18 protein-coding genes are annotated in these 24,774 nt (G+C 66.2%); 8 read left to right on the top strand and 10 right to left on the bottom strand.

Features of this window, described 5'->3' with window-relative positions; all coding sequences use genetic code 11:
• The 3 genes from ACT17R_RS02585 to ACT17R_RS02575 all read right to left on the bottom strand — a co-directional run bounded on the left by ACT17R_RS02585 (position 1) and on the right by ACT17R_RS02575 (position 3,767).
• Positions 1-510, bottom strand: a complete 510-nt coding sequence (locus ACT17R_RS02585) for a GNAT family N-acetyltransferase (RefSeq protein ID WP_003039626.1) — start codon at positions 508-510, stop codon at positions 1-3.
• 153 nt (positions 511-663) lie between these two features.
• Positions 664-2,331 carry an MFS transporter gene (locus ACT17R_RS02580; protein WP_444808922.1) on the bottom strand — a complete coding sequence of 556 codons (1,668 nt, stop codon included), beginning with the start codon at positions 2,329-2,331 and terminating at the stop codon, positions 664-666.
• A 26-nt stretch (positions 2,332-2,357) separates the two neighbouring features.
• A complete protein-coding gene (locus tag ACT17R_RS02575; RefSeq protein WP_444808921.1) occupies positions 2,358-3,767 on the bottom strand; it encodes a DcaP family trimeric outer membrane transporter in 1,410 nt (469 codons plus the stop codon).
• A gap of 176 nt (positions 3,768-3,943) precedes the next feature.
• Here ACT17R_RS02575 and acs point away from each other — a divergent pair, with 176 nt between their 5' ends.
• Both acs and ACT17R_RS02565 read left to right on the top strand, forming a co-directional pair.
• Positions 3,944-5,893: an acetate--CoA ligase gene (acs, locus tag ACT17R_RS02570; RefSeq protein WP_444808920.1), complete on the top strand. Its 1,950-nt coding sequence runs from the start codon at positions 3,944-3,946 to the stop codon at positions 5,891-5,893.
• Positions 5,890-6,519: a response regulator transcription factor gene (locus ACT17R_RS02565; RefSeq protein ID WP_062900390.1), complete on the top strand. Its 630-nt coding sequence runs from the start codon at positions 5,890-5,892 to the stop codon at positions 6,517-6,519. Before acs ends, ACT17R_RS02565 begins: the two co-directional genes overlap by 4 nt.
• On the opposite strand, the gene ACT17R_RS02560 is transcribed toward ACT17R_RS02565, so the two are convergent.
• Complete coding sequence (locus tag ACT17R_RS02560; RefSeq protein WP_444808919.1) at positions 6,493-9,843, bottom strand: hybrid sensor histidine kinase/response regulator; 3,351 nt, start codon at positions 9,841-9,843, stop codon at positions 6,493-6,495. The two genes, ACT17R_RS02565 and ACT17R_RS02560, sit on opposite strands and share 27 nt — an antisense overlap.
• Before the next feature lie 653 nt (positions 9,844-10,496).
• On the opposite strand from ACT17R_RS02560, the gene ACT17R_RS02555 reads away from it, so the two are divergent.
• The 4 genes from ACT17R_RS02555 to ACT17R_RS02540 all read left to right on the top strand — a co-directional run bounded on the left by ACT17R_RS02555 (position 10,497) and on the right by ACT17R_RS02540 (position 15,441).
• Positions 10,497-11,498: a hypothetical protein gene (locus ACT17R_RS02555; RefSeq protein WP_444808918.1), complete on the top strand. Its 1,002-nt coding sequence runs from the start codon at positions 10,497-10,499 to the stop codon at positions 11,496-11,498.
• Positions 11,495-12,349: a hypothetical protein gene (locus tag ACT17R_RS02550; protein WP_444808917.1), complete on the top strand. Its 855-nt coding sequence runs from the start codon at positions 11,495-11,497 to the stop codon at positions 12,347-12,349. Before ACT17R_RS02555 ends, ACT17R_RS02550 begins: the two co-directional genes overlap by 4 nt.
• Before the next feature lie 29 nt (positions 12,350-12,378).
• Entirely contained in the window at positions 12,379-12,945 is a 567-nt protein-coding gene (locus ACT17R_RS02545; protein ID WP_263587520.1) for a hypothetical protein, read from the top strand.
• A 63-nt stretch (positions 12,946-13,008) separates the two neighbouring features.
• On the top strand, positions 13,009-15,441 hold the full coding sequence (locus ACT17R_RS02540; RefSeq protein ID WP_263587519.1) for a serine/threonine-protein kinase: 2,433 nt from the start codon (positions 13,009-13,011) through the stop codon (positions 15,439-15,441).
• On the opposite strand, the gene ACT17R_RS02535 is transcribed toward ACT17R_RS02540, so the two are convergent.
• On the bottom strand, positions 15,438-16,256 hold the full coding sequence (locus tag ACT17R_RS02535; protein ID WP_263587518.1) for an ECF-type sigma factor: 819 nt from the start codon (positions 16,254-16,256) through the stop codon (positions 15,438-15,440). The genes ACT17R_RS02540 and ACT17R_RS02535 overlap by 4 nt on opposite strands.
• Here ACT17R_RS02535 and ACT17R_RS02530 point away from each other — a divergent pair.
• Positions 16,243-17,961, top strand: coding sequence for a YadA-like family protein (locus ACT17R_RS02530; protein WP_263587517.1), 1,719 nt, complete (start codon positions 16,243-16,245; stop codon positions 17,959-17,961). The two genes, ACT17R_RS02535 and ACT17R_RS02530, sit on opposite strands and share 14 nt — an antisense overlap.
• Before the next feature lie 70 nt (positions 17,962-18,031).
• Here ACT17R_RS02530 and ACT17R_RS02525 read toward each other — a convergent pair whose 3' ends face one another.
• The 5 genes from ACT17R_RS02525 to ACT17R_RS02505 are packed head-to-tail and all read right to left on the bottom strand — an operon-like array spanning position 18,032 to position 21,713.
• Positions 18,032-18,790 (bottom strand): hypothetical protein, encoded by a 759-nt coding sequence (locus tag ACT17R_RS02525; protein ID WP_186402480.1) that lies wholly within the window; start codon positions 18,788-18,790, stop codon positions 18,032-18,034.
• 5 nt (positions 18,791-18,795) lie between these two features.
• Complete coding sequence (locus ACT17R_RS02520; protein ID WP_186402479.1) at positions 18,796-19,311, bottom strand: hypothetical protein; 516 nt, start codon at positions 19,309-19,311, stop codon at positions 18,796-18,798.
• The gene (locus ACT17R_RS02515) at positions 19,308-20,039 is read right to left on the bottom strand and encodes a hypothetical protein (RefSeq protein ID WP_444808916.1); all 732 of its coding nucleotides are present in this window, start codon (positions 20,037-20,039) and stop codon (positions 19,308-19,310) included. The genes ACT17R_RS02520 and ACT17R_RS02515 overlap by 4 nt, the downstream gene beginning before the upstream one ends.
• Complete coding sequence (locus tag ACT17R_RS02510; RefSeq protein ID WP_186402477.1) at positions 20,039-20,956, bottom strand: hypothetical protein; 918 nt, start codon at positions 20,954-20,956, stop codon at positions 20,039-20,041. The genes ACT17R_RS02515 and ACT17R_RS02510 overlap by 1 nt, the downstream gene beginning before the upstream one ends.
• 4 nt (positions 20,957-20,960) lie before the next feature.
• On the bottom strand, positions 20,961-21,713 hold the full coding sequence (locus ACT17R_RS02505) for a hypothetical protein (RefSeq protein ID WP_217372487.1): 753 nt from the start codon (positions 21,711-21,713) through the stop codon (positions 20,961-20,963).
• A 175-nt stretch (positions 21,714-21,888) separates the two neighbouring features.
• Between ACT17R_RS02505 and ACT17R_RS02500 the strand changes: the two genes are divergently transcribed.
• Positions 21,889-24,609: a protein kinase domain-containing protein gene (locus ACT17R_RS02500; protein WP_444808915.1), complete on the top strand. Its 2,721-nt coding sequence runs from the start codon at positions 21,889-21,891 to the stop codon at positions 24,607-24,609.
• Positions 24,610-24,774 lie beyond the last annotated feature (165 nt).

Genomic DNA, 24,774 nt, shown 5'->3' with positions numbered 1-24,774 from the left:
TTATCGAAATGTCTTGGCAAGAACCACTAGCGTCGGGTCGCCATCGAACGCTTCGGGGGCGAAGCCCTTTTCGCGCTCGAGTTCGATGGCAGCGTGATTTTCGCGCGCCTCGATCGCGATCGCGCGCCGGACGCCGCGCCGTTCGGCCTCGCGGCTGACGAAATCGAGCAGCGCCCAGCCGACCCCCTTGCCGCGATAGTCGCTGCACACCGACACCGCGATTTCGGCGGTATCCATCGCCGCATCACAGGCGAGCAGCGCCGATCCGATCAACTTGCCGCTCGCCGCGTCGAAGCCGAGGAAGCTTTCGCTGCGATAATGGTCGGCGTGGATCAGTGGTTCGAGCTGGCGATGGTTGACGTGGGCGCCGGCCGAAAAGAAGCGGAAGCGCCGGTCCTCGTCGCTGACGCGGTCGAAGAAATCGACGAGCGCCGCCTCGTCGGCTTCGGTGGCGGGGCGCACCAGCACGTCGATGCCGGAACGGGTAGGAAGCAGAAGCGTCGTGTCCATGGGAGAGAGCCTTTCGTTCAAGAGCCTGTGCCTCTTGCGCCCCGGCGTCCAATCATGCCTTGATCCAGCGCAAAGCCCCGAAAAATAGAGAGCGAAGAATCCGGGGAGGATGCGCGACCCGCCATCCTCCCCGGTCCGTGCCGAAAAACCTGCCTATGCGTCGATATTGCGGCGGAAGGTTTCGGGCAGGAACAATAGCCCCACGATCACCGTCAGCGCGGCGATGACGATCGGATACCAGAGGCCGTAGTAGATATCCCCCGTTGCCGCGACCATCGCAAAGGCCGTCGTCGGCAGGAAACCGCCGAACCAGCCGTTGCCGATATGATAGGGCAGCGACATCGAGGTGTAGCGGATGCGGGTCGGGAACAATTCCACCAACATGGCCGCGATCGGGCCGTAGACCATCGTCACGAGAAGGACGAGATAGGTCAGGATGGCGATGACCATCGGCTTGTTGATCGCATCCGGATCGGCCTTTGCCGGATAGCCTGCCTTGGTCAGCGCATCCTTGATCTGCCCCTGAAAGGCGGTGATCGCCGCCTTGCGTTCGTCGCCCGTTACCTTGGCGGGATCGGGAGCGGTAAAGCTTTCGGCGCCGATGCGGACGACCGCGACGCTGCCTGCCGGCGCGGCGACGTTCGCATAGCCGATCGCGTTTTTGGCGAGGAAGGCCTTGGCGATGTCGCAGCTCTTGGCGTCGAACTTGTTCTTGCCGACGGGGTCGAACTGCAACGAACAGTCGGCGTCGTTCGTCACCACCGTCACCGGCGCCGAAGCCTCGGCCCGGGCAAGCGCCGGGTTCGCGGCTTCGGACAGCGCGTGGAAGGCGGGGAAATAGGTCACCACCGCGAGCGCGCAACCCACCAGGATGATCGGCTTGCGCCCGATCTTGTCCGACAGCCAGCCGAAGAAGATGAAGAAGGGCGTACCGATCGCCAACGCGATTGCGATCAAGATATTGGTCGTCGCACCATCGACGAGCAGCATCTTTTCAAGGAAGAACATCGCGTAGAACTGGCCGGTGTACCAGACCACCGCCTGGCCGGCGACCGCGCCGAGCAGCGCGACGAGAACCCATTTGGCATTCTTCCACTGACCAAACGCTTCGGTCAGCGGCGCCTTCGAGGTCGTGCCTTCATCTTTCATCTTCTGAAAGACCGGGCTTTCGGAAAGCTGCATGCGGATCCACATCGACACCGCGAGCAGGATGATCGAAACAAGGAAGGGCACGCGCCATCCCCAGTCCTTGAACGCTTCTTCGCCGATCAGCGTGCGCGTGCCGATGACGACGAGCAGCGCCGCGAACAGGCCGAGCGTCGCGGTCGTCTGGATGAAGCTGGTGTACAGCCCGCGCCGGTTGTTGGGCGCATGTTCGGCGACATAGGTCGCCGCGCCGCCATATTCGCCGCCGAGCGCGAGGCCCTGCACCAGCCGCATGACGATGAGCATGATGGGCGCTGCAACGCCGATCGTGGCATAGGAGGGAAGAAGGCCGACGACGAACGTCGAAAGGCCCATCAAGCCCATCGTCACTAGAAAGGTGTTCTTGCGGCCGACGAGATCGCCGATCCGCCCGAACACCAGCGCCCCGAAGGGACGCACCGCAAAGCCTGCGGCAAAGGCCGCCAGCGCGAAGATAAAGCCGGTCGTTTCGTTGACGCCCGAAAAGAATTGCGCCGATATGATCGTGGCCAGAAGGCCGTAGAGATAAAAATCATACCATTCGAAAACGGTGCCCAGCGACGAGGCGGTGATGACGAGCTTTTCGCTCTGCGTCGCCTCGTGATGCTTGGGCAAATGGTCATATGCCGTTGCCATGAAACCTCTCCCTGTCCCTGTTCGGTTTAGAAACTATATTTTGCGGCAAATTCAAAGCGGTCGAGCTGGCCCTTGGCACCGCTCACGATTTCGCGCTCACCGTGGCGATATTCGATGCCAAGGTCGATGCTCTTGACCGGTGACCAGAAAAGGTTGGCGGCCGCGCTCCACGCCTTGTCGTTGAACCCCGACAGGGTCGCGAGCGGGATCGAACCCGCATAGTCGACATTCTGGTAGCTACCCATCAGGTTGACCCGGAGCTGCGGCGCCACGGCGAGGCGCACCGCCGCGAGCGCGGCGAACTCGCGGACATCGGCAAGGGTGCCGGTCGCCGGGTCGAACACCGAATCGGGCGCGAAGTTGAGGCCGATATAGCGGCCGGCATTGCTGCCATAGGTCGCCATGAAGCGGATATCGCTGCCCTTGTCGGCGGCAAGATAGATTTTGCCCGCGGCGCTGACGCCCCAGCCGAAATTCTTTGCCGCGACGCCGGCATTGGCAACGCGCACTTCGCGCGCGAGGCCCGCGAGCGACAATTCGCCAAGCTTGCCTGCATAGGCGATCCGCGCCGCGAAGTCGGGGATGCTGTCGTCGCCGTTTTCGGCCAGCGCCGGGGCGCCGAGGGTGGCGGTTCCCGACTCCGCATTTTCAATTGATGCATGGAGCGTCACGCCGCCACCGAGCGGCGCCGAGTAGCGGACAAGCGGCTGGCGGACGAACACCGTGCCTTCGGTCGCGCCAACGAAATCGGTGCTTTCAGGCAGCGCGCCGACATATTGGAAGGTCGACCAATCCTGCCCGAAGGTGAATTTGTCGACCTGGACATAGGCGCGCCGCAGCGCCAGATTATAGCCATTGGTCGTGCGCTGAGACCCCTGCGTGCCCGGCGATGTCTGAAAGTCGGTTTCGACATAGCCCTTCACCGCATGGCCCGCGACATCGGTCGACAGGTTGAGCCACAGCCGCGATTGTTTGGCGCTGAAATCCTGCACGCGGGCGGCCGGACCAGATCCGACCGGGATCGATTGCGGCAGATAGAAATCGCGGCCGAGCGAGTTGGTCGCCACTTCGCCTTCGCTGAACCGGCTGTTCGTCGCGGTAAGCTTGATGAAGCCGCCGATCTTGATCGTCGTTGCGCCCGAACGGAAACCGTCGGCAGGCCCCGCTTGCGCTGGCTGCGGCTGCAGCGCCGCGACCTTCGTGGCCGCGGCGTCGCTCTTCGCGGCGGCTTCTTGCGCGACGGCGGCGGTCGCTGCCTGATCGCTGCGCGCGCTCGCAAGATCGGCGCGCAAGCTCTGCATTTCGGCCTCGAGCTTCGCGAGCCGGGCCTCGAGCTCGGCTTCGCGCGGCGTCGATTGGGCAAAGGCCGTCCCCGGCGCGACGAGCGCGGTGGCGGCCAGCAAAAGATGGAGGGGTGCGGTATTTCGCCTTTGCATCTGACGTCTCCCTGTTCCCGATGTTCACCTCGGGATCGGGGCAGAGTGCGGCGCGCGCCATCGCGGCGCCATCCGGACGATGGTCGTAGACCTACGACCTTTGTCTAACAGCGCGGCAGGCGATGTTTGCGCTAGGCAGACCGGCAAAAGTCCACGCGGACCAAAAGGAGCAAGCGATGGGAGAGACGATTTATCCGGTGCCGTCCGCCTGGGCGGCCGATGCGCTGGTCGATGACGCCAGCTATCATGCGATGTATCGGCAATCGGTCGAGCAGCCCGATGCCTTCTGGCGCGATCAGGCGAAGTGCATCGACTGGATGCGCCCCTTTACCCACGTCAAGGAGACGAGCTTTGACGAAAGCGATTTCGGCATCGCCTGGTTCTCCGGCGGAACGCTCAATCTCTCGGCCAATGCGCTCGACCGCCATCTTGCCGAACGCGGCGACGCGATCGCGATCCTCTGGGAACCCGACGATCCGGCCGATGCGCATCGCGCGATCAGCTATCGCGAACTGCACGCCGACGTCTGCCGCTTCGCTAATTTGCTCAAAGCGCAGGGAGTGCAGCGCGGCGAACGCGTGACCATCTATCTGCCGATGGTGCCCGAGGCTGCGGTGGCAATGCTTGCCTGCACGCGGATCGGCGCGATCCATTCGATCGTCTTTGCCGGCTTTTCGCCCGATGCGCTCGCCGGGCGCATCACCGACTGCGACAGCCGCATCGTGCTGACCGCCGACGAAGGGCTGCGCGGCGGCAAGCATGTGCCGCTCAAGGCCAATGTCGACGAAGCGCTGGCCCATTGCCCCGGCGTCGAGCGCGTTATCATGTTGCGGCGTACCGGCGCGGATGTTCCGATGGTGGAGGGCCGCGACATCGACTGGCACATGGCGGTCGCCGCGCAAAGCGACGATTGTCCGGCCGAGGAAATGAACGCCGAAGATCCGTTGTTCATCCTCTATACCTCGGGATCGACGGGCAAGCCCAAGGGCGTGCTGCATACCACCGGCGGCTATGCAGTTTGGGCAGCGGTCACGCACCGCTATGTCTTCGATTACCGGCCGGGGCAGATATATTGGTGCGCCGCCGACATCGGCTGGGTCACCGGGCATAGCTATGTCGTCTATGGTCCGCTGATGAACGGCGCCACGACGGTGATGTTCGAAGGGGTGCCCAATTTTCCCGATCCGTCGCGTTTCTGGCAGATCGTCGACAAGTTCGGGGTGGAGATTTTCTATGGCGCGCCGACCGCGCTGCGCGCGCTGATGCGCGAAGGCGACGATTGGGTGACGAAGACCAGCCGCAAGACACTGCGCCTGCTCGGCAGCGTCGGCGAGTCGATCAATCCCGAGGCGTGGGAATGGTATCACAAGGTCGTTGGCGATGGGCGCTGTCCGATCGTCGATACCTGGTGGCAGACCGAAACCGGCGGCGTGATGATCAGCCCGCTCCCTGGCGCCACCGCGCTCAAGCCCGGTTCGGCGACGCGGCCCTTTTTTGGCGTTCAGCCGGCCCTGGTCGACAATGACGGCGTCGTTATCGAAGGGGCCGGTGACGGCTGCCTTGTCATCACCGACAGTTGGCCGGGGCAGATGCGCTCCGTCTGGGGCGACCATGCGCGCTTTTTCCAGACCTATTTCACGACCTTCAAGGGCCGCTATTTCACCGGCGACGGCTGCCGCCGCGATGCCGACGGCTATTACTGGATTACCGGCCGTATCGACGATGTCATCAACGTGTCGGGTCACCGCATGGGCACCGCTGAGATCGAAAGCGCGCTCGTCGCGCATCCCAAGGTTGCCGAAGCAGCGGTCGTCGGCATGCCACATGACATCAAGGGGCAGGGCATCTATGCTTTCGTCACCACGAACGCCGAGGTCGAACCCGACGAGGCGCTGCGCAAGGAGTTGGTCCAATGGGTGCGCCACGAAATCGGCCCGATCGCGACGCCCGATGTCATCCAGTTCGCGCCATCGCTGCCGAAGACGCGTTCGGGCAAGATCATGCGGCGTATCCTGCGCAAGATCGGGGAGAATGATGTGAGCAATCTGGGCGACACGTCGACCCTCGCCGACCCCACGGTGGTCGATCATCTGCTCGCGCATCGGCCCTTGCTGGCGGAGGCGTGACGGGAACCGTCCTCGTTGCGGACGACCATCCGCTTTTTCGTCAGGCGCTGCGCCTGGCGGTCGAAAAAATATTGCCCGAGGCCGCGATTGCGGAGGCCGGAACGCTCGCCACAGCGGTCGCCGCGGCCACCGCCGCGCCCGATCTCCGGCTGATCCTGCTCGATCTCAAAATGCCCGGCGCGACCGGCTATTCGGGGATTGCGCTGCTTCACGCCGAATGTCCCGACGTTCCGATCCTCGTCGTATCGAGCGCCGAAGGCGCGGCGGCTGCCGATGAGGCGCGGGCATTCGGCGCGATCGGTTTTCTGCACAAGGGCAGCGACCTTGGCGCGATCGAGGCGGCGGTTGCGGCAGCGATCGGCCGCCGGTCGGCGCCGCGTTCCCCCGCGCCGGATTCGGCCACCGACGAGATTCGCGAAACCGTCGCCAGTCTGACCCCGACTCAGCTCAAGGTCCTGCTCGCCGTGCTCGGCGGCCAGCTCAACAAGCAGATCGCCCATAATCTGGGAATCAGCGAGGCGACGGTGAAGGCGCATATGACCGCGATCATGCGCAAGCTCGACGTTCGCAACCGCACCCAGGCGGCCCTTGTCGCGCGGTCACTCGGGCTCGATCTCGCGCACTGACAGCGCCGTCAGAAAATCCTCGATCGCGCCCGCCGCGACGGGTTTGGCAAGGATCGTCACCCCCAGTTCGGCCGCGCGGGCGCGCATGGCAGCGCCATTTTCCGCCGTCACCAGAAGCGCTGGGAGACCGGGATGCCGCATCCGCAACTGCGCGATCAGGTCGAGCCCGTTGGCGCCGTCATTCAGCTGATAATCGACGAGTGCTGCATCGAAACGTCCCGGCGCTGCGAGAGCATCGCCCGGCCCGCGCGCGCCAACCGCATCGTGACCCATGCGCGCGAGCAGGGCGAGGCTCGCCTCGACGATGCGCTCGTCATTGTCGACCGCCAGAACACGCAGCGACTGCGGCGCCCGGTCTCCCGTCGCTGCGATCTTCGGGAACGCGGTCGGCGCTTCGCCGGACTCGGCGGCCGGCAGATAGAGGCTGAAACGGCTGCCGCGTCCCGGCGCCGATCGCACCTCGATCCGCCCGCCGAGCAGCCGCACGATGCGGCGCACGAGGGCAAGGCCGAGCCCAAGACCCTCGACCTCCACCTCGCCGAGCCGCACGAATTCGGAGAATATATCCTCGATCTGTGCCTCGGCGATGCCGACGCCAGTATCGATGACGTCGATCCGCCAATCGCCGCCGCGCCGCCTTACACCGATAAGGACGCCGCCGCGCGCGGTGTAGCGCACCGCATTGCCGATGAAATTCTGCATCACCGATCGGAGCAGCCCGGCGTCGCTTTCGACGGTGCCCGGCATCGCGCCGATGCGCAGTCGGAGGCCCTTGGCTTCCGCCATCGGACGCAAGGTTTCGGCGAGATCGCCCAGAAACGGCGCAAGCGCGATGGCGGCGGGTTCGGGCGTCACCCCGCCCGCGTCGAGCCGGCTGATATCGAGCAGCGAACGTAGCAGGTCTTCCGCCGCCACCAGCGCGCTTTCGACGCGGCCGATCAGGTCGTGCTGCGCCGCGCTCGCATCGCGCCCGAGCGCGGCGGTAAACAGCCGCGCGGCATGGAGCGGCTGCAGAAGATCGTGGCTCGCCGCGGCGAGAAAGCGCGTCTTGTCCTGATCGGTCCGCGCGAGGCGGCGGTTGGCATCGCTGAGCTCGCGCGTGCGATCGGTGACCCGCTGTTCGAGCTCCTCGAGCGTGCGGCGCAATTCCTCGCGCATCCGGGCTTCTTCGCTGATGTCGGTGAAGGACATGACATAGCCGCCGCCGGGCATCGATCCGCCGACGATCTTGATGACGCGGCCGTCGTTGCGGTGCCGTTCGACGCTGTGTTCCTGCCCGCGGCGCAGATGTTCGAGCCGCTTTTCGACATGATGTGCGACATCGCCCGGTCCGAAATCGCCCTGTTCGGCGTTGTGCCGGATGAGATCGGCGACGGGTACGCCGACGCGAACCAGACCGGGGGGATAGTTGAACAGCTCAAGATAGCGGCTGTTCCACGCGACGAGGTTGAGGTCGGCATCGACGACGCTGATTCCGGCGCCGACATTTTCGAAGGTCGCGGCGAGCAAGCGGCGCGAAAAGCGCAAATTTTGTCCGCCTTCGTCGAGCAGCCGCGTGACTTCGTCGAGGCTGAGCTGGCCGCCTGCAAGCGCCGAGGCGACGAGCGCGCGTGCCGAAGAGGCACCCACGACCTGCGCGATCAGTTCGCGGGCGCGCTGTGCCGCCTGCCGGTCCACCGGATGGCTGCGGTCGGCGCCCGGAAAGGCCTTGCCCGCCTGTTCCTCGCCGACGAAGCTGCCGGTGAGCTGCGCAAGATCGGCGAGGTTGGTGATCGGCCGCTGCGCGCGGACGAAGCGCGGCAGCGGCGGCGTTTGCACCTTGCGCGCGGCGATCGCGGCATAGACGATCAGATTGGCGCCGACGCTCCAGATGACGCCGTGCGAGAGTGGCGCGGCGCCGCCGATCCCGAGCAGGCGCAGCGGATCGATAGCGGTCCCCGCCAGCGCGTCGAGCCACGCGGTCGGTACGACCGGCGGCAATGCGAGCGTGTAGAGCCAGAGCGCCAATCCCACCGAAAGGCTGGCGCGTGCCGCGAGTGAATCGCGGCCCTTGCCAGTTGCCGCGAGGATGAGATGCGGGGTGAACTGCGCCATGGCGGCAAAGGCGATGAGGCCGATGGAGGCGAGCGAATCCCGTGCTGAAACGAGCAGAGCCCAAACGAGTCCCATTGTCAGGATCGCAAGGATCGACAGCCGCCGGATCGTGAGCATCCGCCGCCCGATCGCCCCCGATTCGGTCGTCGCCGGCGCGCGCATCAGGGTCGGGAAGACAAGGTCGTTCGATACCATCGTCGCCAGCGCGGTCGAATCGACGATCGCCATCGACGCCGCCGCGCTGACCCCGCCAAGCAACGCCGCTGCGAGAACGAAGCCGAAGCCCTCGGCCGCGGGCAGTTCGAGCACATAGACGTCCGGGGCGATCGCCGGGCCGAGCACGGTCAACCCCGCGAGTGCGATCGGAAGGACGACGATCGCCATCGTGCCGAGATAGGCGGCAAGGCCGAAGCGGGCGCGCACGAGATCGTCGGGCTGGCGCGCTTCGACCAGTCCCATGTAGAATTGCCGCGGCAAGGACAGGATGGCGGGCATCGCGATCAGAAAGATGATCGCGACATTGAGCGTCAGTCCTTGCGGCTCGAACCGCGATTGCAGCGCCGAAAAGCCCTCGATCACGCGTTGCGGCGGGGTGGCGGCGAGTACGGCCACCGCCACGCCCGCGACCGCGACGAGCGCAAGCAGCTTGATCGCCGATTCAAGGCCGATCGCGTAGAGCAGCCCTTCGCTGCGGCCCGCGAGTTCGAACCGCCGCGCCCCGAACAGGATTGCGAACAGCGCCAGCAGCGGTGCCGCGACCAGCATCGCCTGCGCCGCGACATCGGCGCCCGACACGATGCTGAGCGCGGCGCCGATAGAGCGAAGCTGCAACGCGATATAGGGAATGGTGCCGAGCAGCGCGATCACCGTCACCAGCCGCGCGACGACGACATCGTGGCCGAAGCGCGCAGCGATGAAGTCCGATACGGTCGTTGCTTGCTCCTCGTGGACCGCCTCCGACAGGCGACGCAGAAAGCGCGGCGCGGCGAGCAGCAGCAGCATCGGCGCTGCATAGATGGGCAAATAGCTCCACCCGTCGCGCACCGCGCTGCCGACCGCACCATAGAAGGTCCAACTCGTGCAATAGACGCCGAGCGCCAGCGTATAGGCACGGTGGCGCAGGGCGGGACGCCGAGCGAGCGCCGCACCACGCGTCTCGACGAGCGCCGCAATGACGAACAACAGCAGGATCATGGCCAGCGCGAGCAGCGCCGCGGACTGCAAACTCATCGTCGGCTCCTGCCTCGGGCAATCCGCGGGATCGTATCTGGGAAAGCGAGCGGAGCAAGCGGCTTTATCGTGAAGGCGGCGCGCCATGCCGATAAGCGCCGCGCCGATCGAGAGCCTCGCCGGCTGCGGACGCAACGCTTGTCCTACTCCTTATCATCGCGGCACGGGCCTAACCCGTGCGCTTCCGTTGATGAAACGTCGCGTGGCAGCGGGGACGGGGCGGGCCGGGCATCGATCTCCGCGGCCCATGTCCGCTTTTGCATCGCCGTCTCGTCTAACGGATTGTCGGATCGCTGCGCATGCCTTGTGCCGCCGGTCCGACAAGAGGACGGGATGGGAGGAAGACGATGCAGAACTGGGTAAGGCCGGGTTATTGGACCGCATTGGCATTGGTTGCCGCGCTTGGTTCGGCGCCCGAATCCCGCGCACAATTCGCCGCAGCGAGCGAGCCACCCGAAGATGAATCGGCGCAGGCGAGCTCTCCGAACGGGCCGGTGGTGGCGCCGCGCCGGGCAAGTGGCGTCCCCACCGTCGCGGCACAGCCGACTAGGATATTGCATATCCCCAATCGCTCAGCGCGTACGGGGATCGGACAGACGCCAGAGCCTTCCGCAGCCTTGGACGCACGCGATGGCAATCGGGATGCCGCAGCCTTGAGCAACGGTTCGGGTCGGGCTTTGCCGGGCGCGGGCGGGCCGCGCAGCGGAGCGGCGGGCACCCCCCAATCCCGTCCTGGCAGTACCGGCGGGGCGTCGGCCGCCGATGTCGAGCGCGGCTATGATCGTGCGGTCGTCATGCCCGATAATGGCAATGGTGGACCCACCGGCGGTTCCGGCCGCAATTCTGCCGGCGACGGCAATTTGGGGGCCAGCGCCGGTCTGCTCAATTCGGCGGCCGGGCTGGGCGGCAACAGCAACGGTGGCAGCGGCGGCAACTCGGCGCAGGGCGGCACCAATTCGGGCAGCACCGGGATCGAGGGCGCACTCAACTCCTTCGGCGGCGCTAGCGGCGGTCGGTCCGAAAACGCCAATGGCAACGGCAACCGGCGCTCTAACGGTGGTTCTGCCGAGAATGGAAATGCAGGCGGCGGCCGCGACAGCGCCGGCGGATCGGCAAGAAACCTGCCTGCGCGGGGCAATTCGGGGGGCTCGGGATCGGACAGGTCGGTCGATCGAAACCAGAATGAGGCGCCGGCAAACAACTCCGGACGCGAAGCCCCGAACAGCCAGAAGGACAAGTCGGGCGCCGATAGCGAAGATCGCTCGGCCAGCAACGACAGCAACGCCAACGACAATGGCGGATCGGATCGGAGCAATCGGGACGCGCCGCCGGAAGGCAATTCGGATGGTGCGGCCAAGGCGGGGGCGCCCGACCGCCCCGAAGAAGAGGGCTGGTCGGCTGGCAGCGACCCGGTCGGTCAGGCGGCGGCGCGGCGGCGCTTCGGCGATCTGGGCGCCGGTGCGGCGGGGCGCGATTTGCTGGGTGAGAAACGCGACGCGGAAGCGGTCGATGCCGAGGATGCGTTGCACCGGATCGGCGACCGGATCGATCCGCTAACCGGTGCCGTGGGTATCGAGGCGCCGGTCGCCGGCGGCGTTTCGCCGCTGCTGCGCGCGGTTGTCGAAACCGCAAAGAAAAGGAAGCAGAAGAAATGAGATATCTTGGAGCAATGATTTTCGCGCTTGCGCTCGCCGCGCCCGTTGCCGCGCAAACGGGTCCAGCGAGTGACCTGTTCGCCTTTTCGCAAGGCGCGCGGCTGGTGCAGGTTCCGGACGACGCCGAATTTACGGCGATGGACAGCAGCCCGCTCAACCTGATCGACGGATCGGCGACGACCGACTGGACGGGCGAAGCGGGGCGGCCCGCCGTGTTCGTGCTCGAACTGGCGGAGCGAACCGAACTGTCGCGCATCGCCTTTGACACCGCCTTCCTCAATCGCGACGAAAAGTCGCCTCGGGCGATCCGCGTCGAACTGTCCGACACATCGGCGCGCAGCGGCTTCGTGCCGATCCTGGCCGCTGATCTGAAGATGAAGAAGGATGGTCAGAGCTTCGGCTTCGACCCCGAACATCGCCCCGTCGGCCGCTGGGTGCGGCTGACGATCGCGAGCAATTATGGCGATGATTATACCGGCTTCACCGGCTTTCACGGCTATGGCCGTCCGCTCACCGCAACGGCGACCTTGCCGGATGTCACCGGACGCTATGAAGGATGGAGCGGCTGGGGGACGCTCAACCTGACGCAGAGCGGCAATACGGTAACCGGCTGTTACGAATATCAGGCGGGGCGCGTTACCGGCCACATCGACGGCCGGGTGTTGACGCTCGACATGGTGGAGACGGGCCCCGACGGGGCGCCGCGGCGGATGCGCGGCTATTTCGGGCTGACCCCTGACGGCGGCAAGCTGATCGGCTTTGCGCGCGGTCTCACCGAGTCCGACCGCCTTGGCTATGCAACCTATATGAGTGCGGACCGGCGGGCGAACCGCCCCGGCGCGTGCCGCTGACATCGCTTGCGAATGAAAGGATTTAGGGGATGAGCAGATCGATCATGCTGGCTGCCGTCGCGGCGTCGCTGACGCTTGCAGGATGTGGGGGCGAAGCGGCGGACAAGGGCGATGGCGCGGGGGCGGCTTCGTCGGCTGCGGCGAAGAGCGGGACGGCGCCGCCGCGCGACTGGAATGCCGCCGACGCCTGCGCCGTAGTCGACAAGGCGGCGATGGCGGCGATCCTCGGACAGGCGGTCACCGAAACCCGGCTGGGCAATGTCAGCCAAAGCGATGGCGCGACCGCGGTCACCTCCGAGTGCAGCTATCAGCTTGCCGATGGCGGTTCGGCCGCCTTGATGCTCCGCTGGTCGCCAATCGGCGACAATAGCGAAGGTTCGATCAACCTGACCCGCAATGGCCTGGAGCAGACGCTCAAGGGGTTCGGCGGTCATGTCGAGACGGTCGGCGGGCTTGGCAAGGCGGCCTTTTGGGCCGCGATGACCAAATCGCTCAATGTCTTCATCGGCGAGGATAAATTCGCGATCATCACGGTGCCGGCCAGCGATGCGTCGAAGGAGCAGGCCGTCGCGCTCGCGCATAAACTTGGTGCTTGACGGCCGGCGCGCAGCGGTGCTGGTTCGCACCGAGGTGCGATGATGCGCCAGGGGAGGGGCGATATGGTGCGGCAGCCGAGCCGGTCCGAATGGAGCCATATCCAGGCCCTGTTCGCCGAACTGATCGATCTCGACCCGGCGGCGCAGGACGGTCGGCTGGCGGCGGAGGATGACTTCATCGCCGGCCAGCTACGGTCGTTGCTCGCCGCGTCACGCCATTCGGGGATATTGGACGGTGCGGCGCCGTCGTCGTTCGAAACCGCCCCGCGCCGCGCGTACAGCTCGCTTGCCGAAGGCGCGATCATCGGCGGTTTCACCATCGACCGCCTGATCGGACGCGGCGGGATGGGCGAGGTCTACGCCGCGCACCGCAGCGACAAGATGTTCGACCAACAGGTGGCGATCAAGCTGCTGCGCCCCGAAGCGGCCGCGCACAGCGAGTTGTTCGATCGCGAGCGCCGCCTGCTTGCCGGGCTCGAGCATCCGGGGATTGCCCGGCTGATCGACGGCGGGGTAACCCCCGACGGGCGGCCCTATATGGCGATGGAATATGTGACCGGCGAGCCGATCGACGCTTGGTGCCGGACCCATGACGCCGATCTGGCGGCGCGATTGCGGCTATTCTGCGACGTCTGCGAGGCGGTGGCCTATGCGCACGGCCACCTGATCGTCCACCGCGACCTCAAGCCGTCGAACATATTGGTCGACGGCGACGGCCGCGCGCGGCTGCTCGATTTCGGAATTGCGCGCCTTGTGGAGATCGAAGGCGAGGGCGAGGCACTAACCACGGTCGCGCTGATGACCCCCGATTATGCCGCGCCCGAACAGCTCGGCAATGCCGCGCCCACTGTCGCGACCGACGTCTACGCGCTGGGTGTCTTGTTGTTCGAACTGCTCACCGGTCGCAGCCCGTGGCGCGAGCCGGGATCGGCGCTGCCGTCGGTGATCCGGCGTATTCTGAACGACGATCCTCCCTTGCCGAGTGCGCTTGTGCCACCCGGCTTTCCCTTCGGGCGGCGCGAGGTCGTGGGCGATCTCGACGCGATCGTGCTCAAGGCGATGCGCCGCGCGCCGCAGGATCGTTATCGCGGCGTCGGCGATCTGGTCGACGATGTCCGCAGCCATATGGCCCTGCGCCCCGTTACGGCGCGCTCGGGTTCGGCGGGCTATACGATCGGGCGCTACCTGCGCCGACACCGCGTCGCGACGGCAGCGGCGGCCGCCGCGCTCCTCGCTATCGTGGCGGGCGGCGGTGCGGCGGCGTGGCAGGCGCGCCAGACGGCGATCGAGCGCGATGTCGCATTGGCCGAAGCGCGGCGATCGGAATCGATCAACCGCATGCTGACCGTCATGTTTCGCGACACTGCCAGCAGCGCGGTGGGTGAAGAGGCCACAGTCAAACAGATGCTCGATCAGACGGCGGCGCAGCTTGTCGCGTCGGTCGACAGGAGCGCCAAATCGGCAACGCTGATTACAACGCTCGCCGATCTGTACGTCAATCTGGAAGACGCGGCGGGCGCCGACGCGCTGCTCAGCCAGGCGCTTGCGCGCGGGATCGGCGCGGGCGATCCGGTGGCGACCGCAGAAATCAAGCTTCGCCTCGCCTCGACCGCCGCCGCAATGGGGCGGACCGACGACATGGCGCCGCTGCTCGATTCGGCCGACGCCGTCTTTGCTGCCGACCCGGCGCGTTTCCGCAAGGAACGGCTGGAAAGCATGAGCGGCCGGGCGCAGCTCGCCCGGCGCAAGGGCGATTACGACACCGCCATCCGGCTGCTGCAATCGAGCCTGCCCGACGCCGACCGCGTCTATGCCGAGGATCATCGCGAACTGCTGACCCGCTACAATAACCTGCTCGTCTATATGGTCGAGGCGAACCGGCTCGATGCGATGCCCGCGGTCTTTGCCGCCGCCGACGCGGCGCTCGCGCGGACGGGGCAACAGGGCAGCGCGCAGGGCCTGGCGATCGAGCAGTTGAAAGGCGTGCGGCTGATGAAGCTCGACCGGCTCGCCGAGGCCGAACGCCTGTTTCGCAGCGTTGCCGACCGGCGCCGCGCGGTGTTCGGCAAATCGGCGGCGTTGGCGGTCGATCTGTTGCAACTTGGGCGCGCCGAACTGGCGCTGGGGAAATTCGCCGCGGCGCGCGACGTCCTTGGCGAAGCGCGGCCGATGGCTATCGACAATCTCGGCCCCGATGCGGTGCCGACGCTCGTCATCACGCTGGGCCTTGCCGAAGCCCTGGCCGAGGCAGGCGACACCGGACGGGCCGACGCGCTGGTTGGCGAAGTCGCGCCGCCGGTCGCCGCCATGGGGCCGGTCGGCCTGCCGCAGGGCATTGCAGCGCGGACGCGGGCGATCATCCGTCTGAAACAGGGGCGGATCGCCGAGGCGCGGCGCGAGGCCGACGCATCGGAACAGATATTCCGCACGCTCGGTGCGCCGGGCGAATCCTACCTCAAATCCTTCGCGGCATTGCGCCGGCGCTTGACCGGCTAGCCCGCGTCCATTTCCTTGTGCACCCAGGCGCGCGCCTGGAGCCACCAGCGGCGTACCGTCCGGTCGCTGACGCCCAGGACTTTTGCGGTCTCTTCCTCGGTCATTCCGGCGAAAAAGCGGCAGTCGATCAGCTGCGCAAGATTGGGGTCGAGGCGCGCCAGCCGCTGCAACGCCTCGCCCAGCCGCACGACATCTTCGTCATCGGGCGCAGCCGCAAGCGAATCGAGGCTTTCGGTAAAGGCATATTCGCCCGCGCCGCGCTTTGCCGTCATGCGGGCGCGGGCGGCGTCGATCAGGATGTGGCGGATGGCGGTTGCCGCACAGCCCAGGAAATGCCGTTCGCTCTCCCAGCCTTTACGCCGGTTCAGCTTCAGATAGGCTTCGGAGATCAGCGCCGTCGTTTGCAACGTCTGCCCACCGCCGGCCCGGTAATGTTCGCGCCGGGCAATGGTTTTCAACTCGTCGTACAGGGTCGCGATCAGCGCGTCGGCGTCGCTGCCTTTGATGCCCGCCGGCTTGCTCTCATCGTTGATCGTCGGTCTCCCGTTATCCCGCTTTCGAGGCGTGACGCGCGCTCTAGATGCCTGATTTCGGGGACGTTCGCGAGACAATATTGAAGATCGCCCGGCCGCCCTGTCCGGTTTCGGCGATGCTTCCCGTCTTACCGAGTGTCGCACCGCTGCGCCCGCCCGCCGGGCGACCGCGGCGGATTCACGAAGCGATGGCGCCGGTAACAGGTCGCCACGGCAATCCTGCAAGCCGGTCGGTGCGTCGCCGACCCAGAATGAAAGAGCGATCGATATGAAAAACACCATCAGGCTTCTTGGCACCGCCGCACCATTGGCGATCCTCGTGACTCTTGGCGGAGCAACGCCGGCGCATGCCCAGACCGTGCCCTGCGTCCAGAATCCGGGGCCGGACGATTTTCCCGGCACCGCCGACGACCCTGAAAATTCGCTCCAGTGTGGCATCAATGCCCAGGCAACCAGCGCCGATACGACCGCTTATGGCAATGCGGCGTTTGCGACGGCCCCAGACAGTACGGCAGTCGGCTTTCTTGCCACTGCAGGCGACCTCAACGCGACCGCAATTGGATCCTTCAGCCAAGCCAGCGCCGGCGGAGCGGTCGCGCTGGGTTCGGGATCGGTGGCCGACCGTAATGCCACCGTATCGGTCGGCAGCGCCAATCTGCAGCGCCAGATCGTCCAAGTCGCAGCCGGCACGCAATCCACCGATGCCGTTAACGTCGCGCAGCTCAATAGCGCGATGACCGACGCCGTCCTCAACGCGATTTCCAATTCGGCGGTGGGCGTCGGCACCAGCGGTGATGGCAGCCTGCAAAGCGACGGCAGCACCGCAAGCGGCAACGGCGCCGTCGCGCTGGGGCAGGGGCAGACTGCAACCGGCAATGGCGCCGTCGCGATCGGCGATCCGAATGTCGCGACCGGGACCGGCGCCGTGGCGATTGGCGCCGACAATCAGGCGATCGGCGACGGCGCTGTCGCCTTGGGCAACGCCTCCAACGCCTTTGGCTTGTCGGCCATCGCTATCGGCAACAATGCGAATGCGCTGGCCGATGGCAGCATCGCCATTGGTCGTGACACGATCGCGTCGCCGGCATCGGTGGCGATCGGCGCCAACGCCGCGGCAGGCGGGCAAAACGCGACCGCAGTCGGTCGCGACAGTCTTGCCAGCGGCCTCGCAAGCGCCGCTTTCGGCCAGGGCGCCGCTGCCGGGGGCGATTTCTCGACTGCCACCGGCTATGGCGCGCGCGCGATCAAGGAGGGCGACACGGCGACGGGGTCCGGGGCTTTCGCCAACGGCGGCTATTCGGTCGCCTTGGGCGTGAACAGTCAGACCACGGCCCTCGGGGCGACGGCACTGGGCGTGAATGCGAAAGCGTCGGGGGCGGACTCGGTTGCGATCGGCTCCAGTTCGGTTGCCGATGAAGCGAACACGGTTTCGGTTGGCTCGGCGGGCTTTCAGCGGCGTATCGTGAACGTCGCTGCCGGTACGGCGGCGACCGATGCGGCGAACGTCGGTCAGGTCCAGACCGTCGCAACGGCCGCTGCAGCGGCACAGACGACCGCCGATGCCGCCGCGTCGCAGAATATGGTCCAGGACGGCCAGATTGCGGCTATTCAAACGGTAAACAGCGTGCAGGACAATCGGCTGATGTCGCTGGAAAGCATGGCCGGATCAGCGCTTCCGGCGCTCCAGTCGCTTGCCGCGACGCACAGTGCACAGATCAGCGACCTCTATGCGATCACCGATCGCGACCGCCGCGATGCACAGCGCGGAACTGCGGCCGCGGTCGCGCTCGTCCCCGCACCGATGCCGTCGGAACCGGGCAAGACAAGCTACACCTTCAACCTCGCCACCTTCCGCGGTGAGCAGGCGGTGGGCGCATCGATCGCGCACCGGTTCGGCACTGACAACCCCTTCGCCTTCACGGCAGGCGTTTCCTATGCGGGGAGCCGGAATACGGCGGCGCGCGTCGGCATCGCCGGCGAATTCTAGCCTGGCACGGGAAGGAGGGGGCGGTCCGAAGCGCGCCCTCCTGCCGCCTCGTCTGCGCTGGGCCCCGACCCTAAAAGGCGATGCCTTGGCGGGACAGCGTTGCCAGCTTTTGCTTCACGAAGGCGGGGCTGGGCGACGCGACGATCGTGCCGTCGGCGAACAGCGCCGTCGGCTTGGATCCCCCGAACATGCCGCTCAACGTCTCGAAATAGCGACGGTCGTAGCGACAGCTTCGCGATGCCCGCGGCGGGAGGGCGCCGGTGCTGATGGCGCGCCGCCAAGTCGCGGCGCGATCGGGACTGCACCAGATGTCGGGCAGGAAGGGCTTGTTCGCGGTTCCGATCGTGCTGGGTATGATGGCATAGCGCGTCCCGGCGGCGGCAAGGGCGGCCTCCAGCTTCTTTGAAAAGGGACAGTCATAGGCGGACAGAAGCAGCATGCGGAGCGGGCCGTTTCCGCCCTGCTGGATCAGATCCGAATAGCGGATCTGGTCGCGCCAGCGCAGCACCAGCGCGCCCCATTCGGACCCCGAAAGCGGCGCCCCCGTGTCGCCCTGCTGCGCGCCGAGCTTGCCGTTGTTGAAGCTGTATTCGCCATCGCGCGTCACCAGTATCGGCGCGGTTTCGCGCGGCGAATAGGGGATGGGGCGATCGATCTGATATAATCCCGCAAAGGGTGTCGCGACGAAGCGTTCATTATACAGGCGCTGCAGCGTTTCGATGTCGGCGCGCTGCGTCGCGGGGGGCGATGCGGTTTGCGCGTCCGCCGGTGCGGCCGCGGTCAGCACGGTGCAAAGGCCGGTGAGGGTCAGGACGGCAAGATGGCGCATAAGGGTCATCCCTGCGAATAGCGGAAATGGGGAGGGCAGGCGGGATATTGGCGCTTGCTGTTGCGCACGGGCTGGAAGCCGGGGATGCAGCGGCTCATGTTCGGCATGAGGGCGGCATTGTAGCGGCCGTCCGACTGGAACACCCAGAAGTTAAGGAAATTATCGCTCGGCGGATTGAAAAACAGATAGTTACGGATCGTCTTTGCGTCGCCATAGGACTGCCCCGGCGCCAGCGTGATACTCCCATGATCGCTGACGCGCCCCGCATAGCCATCGGTCTGGCTGACCAGCACGACGCTGACTTCGCGTCCGCATTTGTTGACGAACCGGAAGTAGACGAGTTTCTGGTCGGGGCTCTTGTGCCCCGGCTTGGCGATCGTCTGGTGACTCCATTCGACGCAGCCGCTTGTCTGGCCGCCGCTTTCGAGCGTCGCCGCAACGCCCGATTGCTGCGCCGATGCCGGTTCCGCAACCATAAGCAGCAGCAGCGCGCCGAAGGCGATGCAAAGGCCGCGGCTCATGGCTGCACCGTCACGGTTTCGCGGGCGATCCGGCTATATTCGGAAGGCTCCAGATCGAACCCGACAACCTCGGCCTCGATCGTGCCGCCGTTGCCGCTGGGTCGCGAAGCGACGAGGCGGGCCCGGATGACGAGGCCGAGATTGCCGAGCCAGCTGTCGGCCTTGAGCGCCGCAGCCTTGTCGGCGGACATTTTCCATACGCGCGCCTTGTCCGCGTTGCGGAACTTGAGCGCGATCTGCATCGCCCCGTCGCGGAAGGGATAGAAGGCGTCGGGTGCGAAGGCACCTAGCGGGATGCCGCCGAGGCCGGGGTCATAGTCCTTGGGATCGGCGCGGGTGCGCAGGGTGACGCAGCGGACGTCCTTGATCGCATTCCACTGCGTATCAACCTGCGCGTTCGCGCGCTTCCATGCCTCCTCGGCGCCGAGGCCCCGGTCGAGGCCGGACAATGCCTCGTCCGCCCATTTTTCGCGCGGTGGGGCAAGGCCGGTCATCGCATAATAGATGATCGCCCAGTCGCGATCGGTGAGGTCGTCGGTGTAGCTGTCGCATTTTTCCGGCGGTGCGGCGGCAGGTTGGGCGGGCTGGGCAGCAGCGGTCACCGACTGGCTGGAAGCCGAAGTCGCGGTGCCTGCGTCCGTGCCGCCCGCGGCCTGCTTGTCGCCGCACCCGCTTGCGGTGAGCGTGATGCAAAGCGCCGCGACCGATGTCAGAAATATCCGGCGCATCAGAATTTGCCTCCCTGGTTGGCGCCGGCATCGGCGGCTTGCGACGCGCGGTACGCATCGCGCTCTTGCGGGAAGCGGTTGACCTCATAATCATAATAGGCGGCGGCATCGATCATCGCGACACGAACGACCTGCGCCAATTGCGGATTGCCATAGGCCGGCTCGATCATCGCGACGATGGTCAACCCGCAGTCGGGGCGCCAGTTCATCTGCGTCCCGTAGATCGATATGCCGGCGCTGCATTCGCGCAGCTTTTCGCGGTCGAATTCGGGTAGCGGCTTGCCATCGGGACCGCGCAGCCAGAACATCTCGCCGCGATCGCCGGTGAGCGACGGCTTGCCATATTTTTGTTCTAGCGCCGCCTGCTGAGAAGCGATCGTCGGCTCACCGCCCTTTTGGAAGGGCTGGGTCAGCCACAATGCATAAAGCTTCTCCTGCCCCGGCATACCGTCGGCATAGAGGCTCCATTCGGCATCGACCTGCTCCAGCCGGTTGCGCGGGTCATAGTTCAGCACGTCGGTCGAGCTCCAGCGCGCCTTGTGCTGGCCCGTGGCGACGCGCACGAAGCTGCGGATCTTGAGGCCGGCCTGATCGCGCGACAGTTGGGGGCCGTCCCCTTCGAGGAGGATGCTGTCCGCCTCCTTGCCGTCGGGGCATTGGACGAAGCGGACTGCGGTATCGAGCGGGACGCCGAGCCGGAGGCCGCGCAGGTCGTCGACCGCGCTTCCTTCGGGGCGCGGCGGTATCACGGTGCCGCCGCAATCGACCTCGATCTTCTTGCCATAATAGGTCATCGCACCCGACGGACCTTCACCCGCGGCCAGGTCGCGCGTTTCAGACGGCTTGGGATCGCCGCCGCCGCAGCCAGCGAGCGACAATGCGGCGGCGGCAACCAGGAATTTCTTGGCGTGAGGCATCGTATCAGTCCTTTGCGAGCGGGTTGCGCAGCTTTCCGAGTCCGGCGGCAATCAGGGCCGCGCCGGCGAGCAGCAGCAGCCATGTGCCGATGCCGAGGCTGATCCCGTCGGCCATCCGGTCGCGGACGAAATCGGGGACCATCGACAGGATCGCCGAACGAAGCATGACGACCATCAGCGCCGCGACGATCGATGCGGCGCCGGTTACCAGCATGGGCAGCCGTTCGGACTTGCCCGACCATGCGGCCCAGATCAGCCACAGCGCGGCGATCGGCGCGGCGAAGCGCAGGATGAGCAGCGTCTGGACGGTGTCGAAGCCCGATTTGCCGCCGCCGAGCATTTCCTGCGCCGCGGCAACGCGACCCAGATCGTCCATCGCATTGCCAAGGCCGATCAGCGTCGCGCTCTGAACCGGTGAGGTGAGCGCGGAGAGGAAACAGGCAAGGAGAACGAGAAGCGCCAGCGGAACCGCAAGCGAGCGGGTCATCAACGCGGCGATCCGCGCCCCTTGTTCGGACTCGGTCAGCGCGCCGAGATCGGCCCCGATCGTGCCGAGCGCGGCCATCGCGGAACCGCCGACGGGATAGATTTCGCGCGCACCGCCGTTTTCGCTTTCGAAGTCGACCACGAGCCCGGGCGCGGGCGTCTTGTCGCCGCCGCGCCAGTCGGCGCGATCGAATTTGTGGCGCGTGCCATCGTCCGCCGATATCGCGCCCTTGCCGGTCGCCTCATCGAACCCGAGTATCTTTCCCTTCATATACCGCCCCCGAAAAAGGCCGGCGGACGAACCCGTGGGACCGCGCACCGGACGCTTGAAAAGCGGAAGCACCTGCGAAGGATGCCTCGCGTGACGAACGGGCTATTTTGGTGGGTCCTCAAAGTCTTGAAGCTACTCTAAAGAATTTCTAAAGTTGACCGGACAGGGGGTCGCCATGACGCAATCAAGCTCTTCCCGACGGAGGCGCAGGCTCTGGAAGTTCGCGGGGGCAGAGTTCGACGAAGCCAGCTGGGCGCTGCGTGTCGATGGTCATGCCGTAACGCTCGAGGGCAAGCCGCTCGAAGTGCTGCACGAGCTGCTTCTGCGCGCGGGCGAGGTCGTGACGAAGGATGAGATCTTCGATGCGGTGTGGCCGGGCGTCACCGTGGTCGAGGGGTCGCTGACCACGGCCATATCGAAATTGCGCAAGGCGCTCGGCGAAACGCGCGAGCAGATTGTCGAGACGGTGCCGCGGGTCGGATACAAGCTCGCCGCGCCGGTTGCGATCGAAAGCGTCGAGTCCCCGCTGGCGCCGCGCTTTGCTTTTGCCGCCGGCGACGCGGTCCCCGGCCGCCGGCAATGGCGGCTGGTCGACGCGCTTGGCGATAGCGGCGCTGATGATGTCTGGCTGGCGCGCCATGACAAGACCGGCGAGACGCGCGTCTTCAAATTCGCCGATGCGCCTGACCGGCTGCGTAGTCTGAAACGCGAAGCGGCGCTGACTCGGCTGCTCTTTGCCGGACTCGGCAAATCGGCCCCGCTTCCCGCGCTGCTCGAATGGAATTTCGACGCGTCGCCCTTCTTCCTCGAATATAGCTATGGCGGCCGCGATCTGACGGCGTGGGCGTCCGAGCGGGGCGGGCTGGCGGAGATTGCGGTCGAGACGCGCATTGCGGTCGCGGCGATGATCGCGCGCGCGGTCGCGCGGATGCACGATCTGGGCGTGCTGCATAAGGATCTGAAACCCGCGAATATCCTGATCGCGACCGAGGACGGCGGCGAAACGATCCGGCTGGCCGATTTCGGTAGCGGGCGCCTCCTCGACGATAGCGTGCTCGCCAGCTTTCAAATCACCGATCCGGGATCGCTCGACCCCGATCTGGCGCGCGACGAACCGCGGTCGGGAACGCTTGCCTATCGCGCGCCCGAGCTGACCGGCGATGCGATGCCGACGGCGAAAAGCGATATCTATGCGCTGGGAATGATCCTCTATCAGCTCGTGGTCGGCGATTTTTCGGCGTCGCTGGCGCCCGGCTGGGAAGGCCGCATCGCCGATCCCGTACTACGCTCGGACATTTTGGCCGCGGCCGAGGGCGATCCGGCGCTCCGCTTGGCCAGCGCCGCCGATCTCGCCGACCGGCTCGAGACGATCGACCGTCGGCGAGCCGACGCATCGGCGGCGGCGCGGCGGGCGGCGGCCGCCGAAGAAGCGCGGCGGTTCGAGGAAAAACAAGCCGCGCGGCGTCCTTGGATCCGCGCCGCCATCGCGAGCCTCGCGGGCGGCTTTATCGCGTCGAGCGCGCTGGCGGCCTATGCCTGGCATCAGCGCGGTGCGGCACTGGACGCACGCGATCAGGCCGAGACCAGCTATGCCTTCATCGCCGAAGATGTGCTGTCCAGCCCCGATCCGGCGAAGTCGAGCACCGACGAAACGGTCATCGAGGCGATGAAGCGCGCGAGCGCGAATATCGACGCGCGTTATGCCCGCTCGCCGGGCACCGCCGCGCGGCTCCATCTCGCGGTCGCGCGCGCCTTTTATCAGCGCAGCGATTTCGACACCGCCCGCACCGAATATGCGCGCGCCGCCACGCTGTTCGGCAAGGCCGGGGAAGCCGACAGCGAGGATGCCGTCCTGGGCCGGCTCGGCAGCATCCATATGGACGCAACTTCGGGCCAGCCTGGACGGTTGGAGGCGGCAGGGGCCGCCATCGCCAAAGAGCAAAAAGCGCTCGGCGACCGGGCGAAAAGCGGGCGTATCGGCTTCGCGCTGGCGCAGTCGGAGGGGGCTTATGCCTACACCGCCGACATCGAGCGGGCCGAGCGCGCGATACGCCGCGCGGTCGCGATCGGTTCGGCGCCGGGCGCGCGCGTTTCGCCGACCCAATTGCTGAAAGCGCGGTCTTCGCTGGCGCTCGTGATGCTACGCGAGGGCAAGGTTAAAGAGGCGGAACCGGTGGCGCGGGCTATCGTCGCCGACTCGACCCGGATACGTGGAGCGGACAATCCGGACACGCTTGTGACGCGGCAGCACTGGGTGACGGCGCTGTCGATGCTCGGCGAACATGAGCGCGCGCTGCGCGAAAGCGGTCCGCTGATCGCAGCGCTCGAACGGCGCTTCGGTCCCGATCATCGATTCACGCTGGCGATGCATTCGACGCGGTTCGAGAGCCTCGCCGCTCTCGGACGCTATGACGAGGCAGCGGTGGAAGCGAAGCGCGTCTGGGAGGGGGCCGCTACGCAGGCCGGATCGCTGTCGCATCAGGCGCTTGTCGGCCAGAATGACTATGCGTCGGCTCTCTGTCAGACGAACCGGCGTCGCGATGCCTTGCCTATCCTGGTGGATGCGGCGGCAAAGGCCCGCCAAGCATTCGGCGCCGATTACGGCCTGACCCATACGATTCAATTCTATCTGGGCGAGTGCGAACTTGCGAACCACCGGTTTGCCGAAGCGCAGCGCAGCCTTTCGCTTGTCGATGCAACCAAGGTTGCCGAATTGACCGGGCGGCCCGATTTCGCCGCGACTCTGGCCGCGGCGCGGGCCGAGACGATGCTGGGGCTGGGCGACCGTGCCAAGGCCGGTACGCTGCTCGATACGGCCGAGGCTGCGGCAAAGGCGTCGGAAGATCCCGAACTCAAACAGCGGTTGCAACGGCTGCGCGCCCAATTGCGCGGGTAAGGCTGGAGCGCAAGGCGGGTCTGGCTTGAGATAATCTTTAGAACGGCGTGAAGACTTTGCGGCATCGCGCTCGCTAGCTCTCTGGCGACACCTGGCGGAAGGGCCGGGTCGATAGAGAGGGAGCGATCATGCGGGCACATTCTGGCCATCGTTGCGTTATGACGG

The organism is Sphingopyxis sp. Q841 (genome assembly GCF_052384365.1).
Classification (GTDB): domain Bacteria; phylum Pseudomonadota; class Alphaproteobacteria; order Sphingomonadales; family Sphingomonadaceae; genus Sphingopyxis; species Sphingopyxis terrae_A.
This window is presented reverse-complemented; position numbering and strand designations above follow the sequence as displayed.

Coding starts and splice junctions, on each gene's coding strand:
- ACT17R_RS02585 (WP_003039626.1), bottom strand. CDS start 510: ATGGACACGACGCTTCTGCTTCCTACCCGTTCCGGCATCGACGTGCTG.
- ACT17R_RS02580 (WP_444808922.1), bottom strand. CDS start 2,331: ATGGCAACGGCATATGACCATTTGCCCAAGCATCACGAGGCGACGCAG.
- ACT17R_RS02575 (WP_444808921.1), bottom strand. CDS start 3,767: ATGCAAAGGCGAAATACCGCACCCCTCCATCTTTTGCTGGCCGCCACC.
- acs (WP_444808920.1), top strand. CDS start 3,944: ATGGGAGAGACGATTTATCCGGTGCCGTCCGCCTGGGCGGCCGATGCG.
- ACT17R_RS02560 (WP_444808919.1), bottom strand. CDS start 9,843: ATGAGTTTGCAGTCCGCGGCGCTGCTCGCGCTGGCCATGATCCTGCTG.
- ACT17R_RS02550 (WP_444808917.1), top strand. CDS start 11,495: ATGAGATATCTTGGAGCAATGATTTTCGCGCTTGCGCTCGCCGCGCCC.
- ACT17R_RS02545 (WP_263587520.1), top strand. CDS start 12,379: ATGAGCAGATCGATCATGCTGGCTGCCGTCGCGGCGTCGCTGACGCTT.
- ACT17R_RS02540 (WP_263587519.1), top strand. CDS start 13,009: ATGGTGCGGCAGCCGAGCCGGTCCGAATGGAGCCATATCCAGGCCCTG.
- ACT17R_RS02530 (WP_263587517.1), top strand. CDS start 16,243: ATGAAAAACACCATCAGGCTTCTTGGCACCGCCGCACCATTGGCGATC.
- ACT17R_RS02535 (WP_263587518.1), bottom strand. CDS start 16,256: ATGGTGTTTTTCATATCGATCGCTCTTTCATTCTGGGTCGGCGACGCA.
- ACT17R_RS02525 (WP_186402480.1), bottom strand. CDS start 18,790: ATGCGCCATCTTGCCGTCCTGACCCTCACCGGCCTTTGCACCGTGCTG.
- ACT17R_RS02520 (WP_186402479.1), bottom strand. CDS start 19,311: ATGAGCCGCGGCCTTTGCATCGCCTTCGGCGCGCTGCTGCTGCTTATG.
- ACT17R_RS02515 (WP_444808916.1), bottom strand. CDS start 20,039: ATGCGCCGGATATTTCTGACATCGGTCGCGGCGCTTTGCATCACGCTC.
- ACT17R_RS02510 (WP_186402477.1), bottom strand. CDS start 20,956: ATGCCTCACGCCAAGAAATTCCTGGTTGCCGCCGCCGCATTGTCGCTC.
- ACT17R_RS02505 (WP_217372487.1), bottom strand. CDS start 21,713: ATGAAGGGAAAGATACTCGGGTTCGATGAGGCGACCGGCAAGGGCGCG.
- ACT17R_RS02500 (WP_444808915.1), top strand. CDS start 21,889: ATGACGCAATCAAGCTCTTCCCGACGGAGGCGCAGGCTCTGGAAGTTC.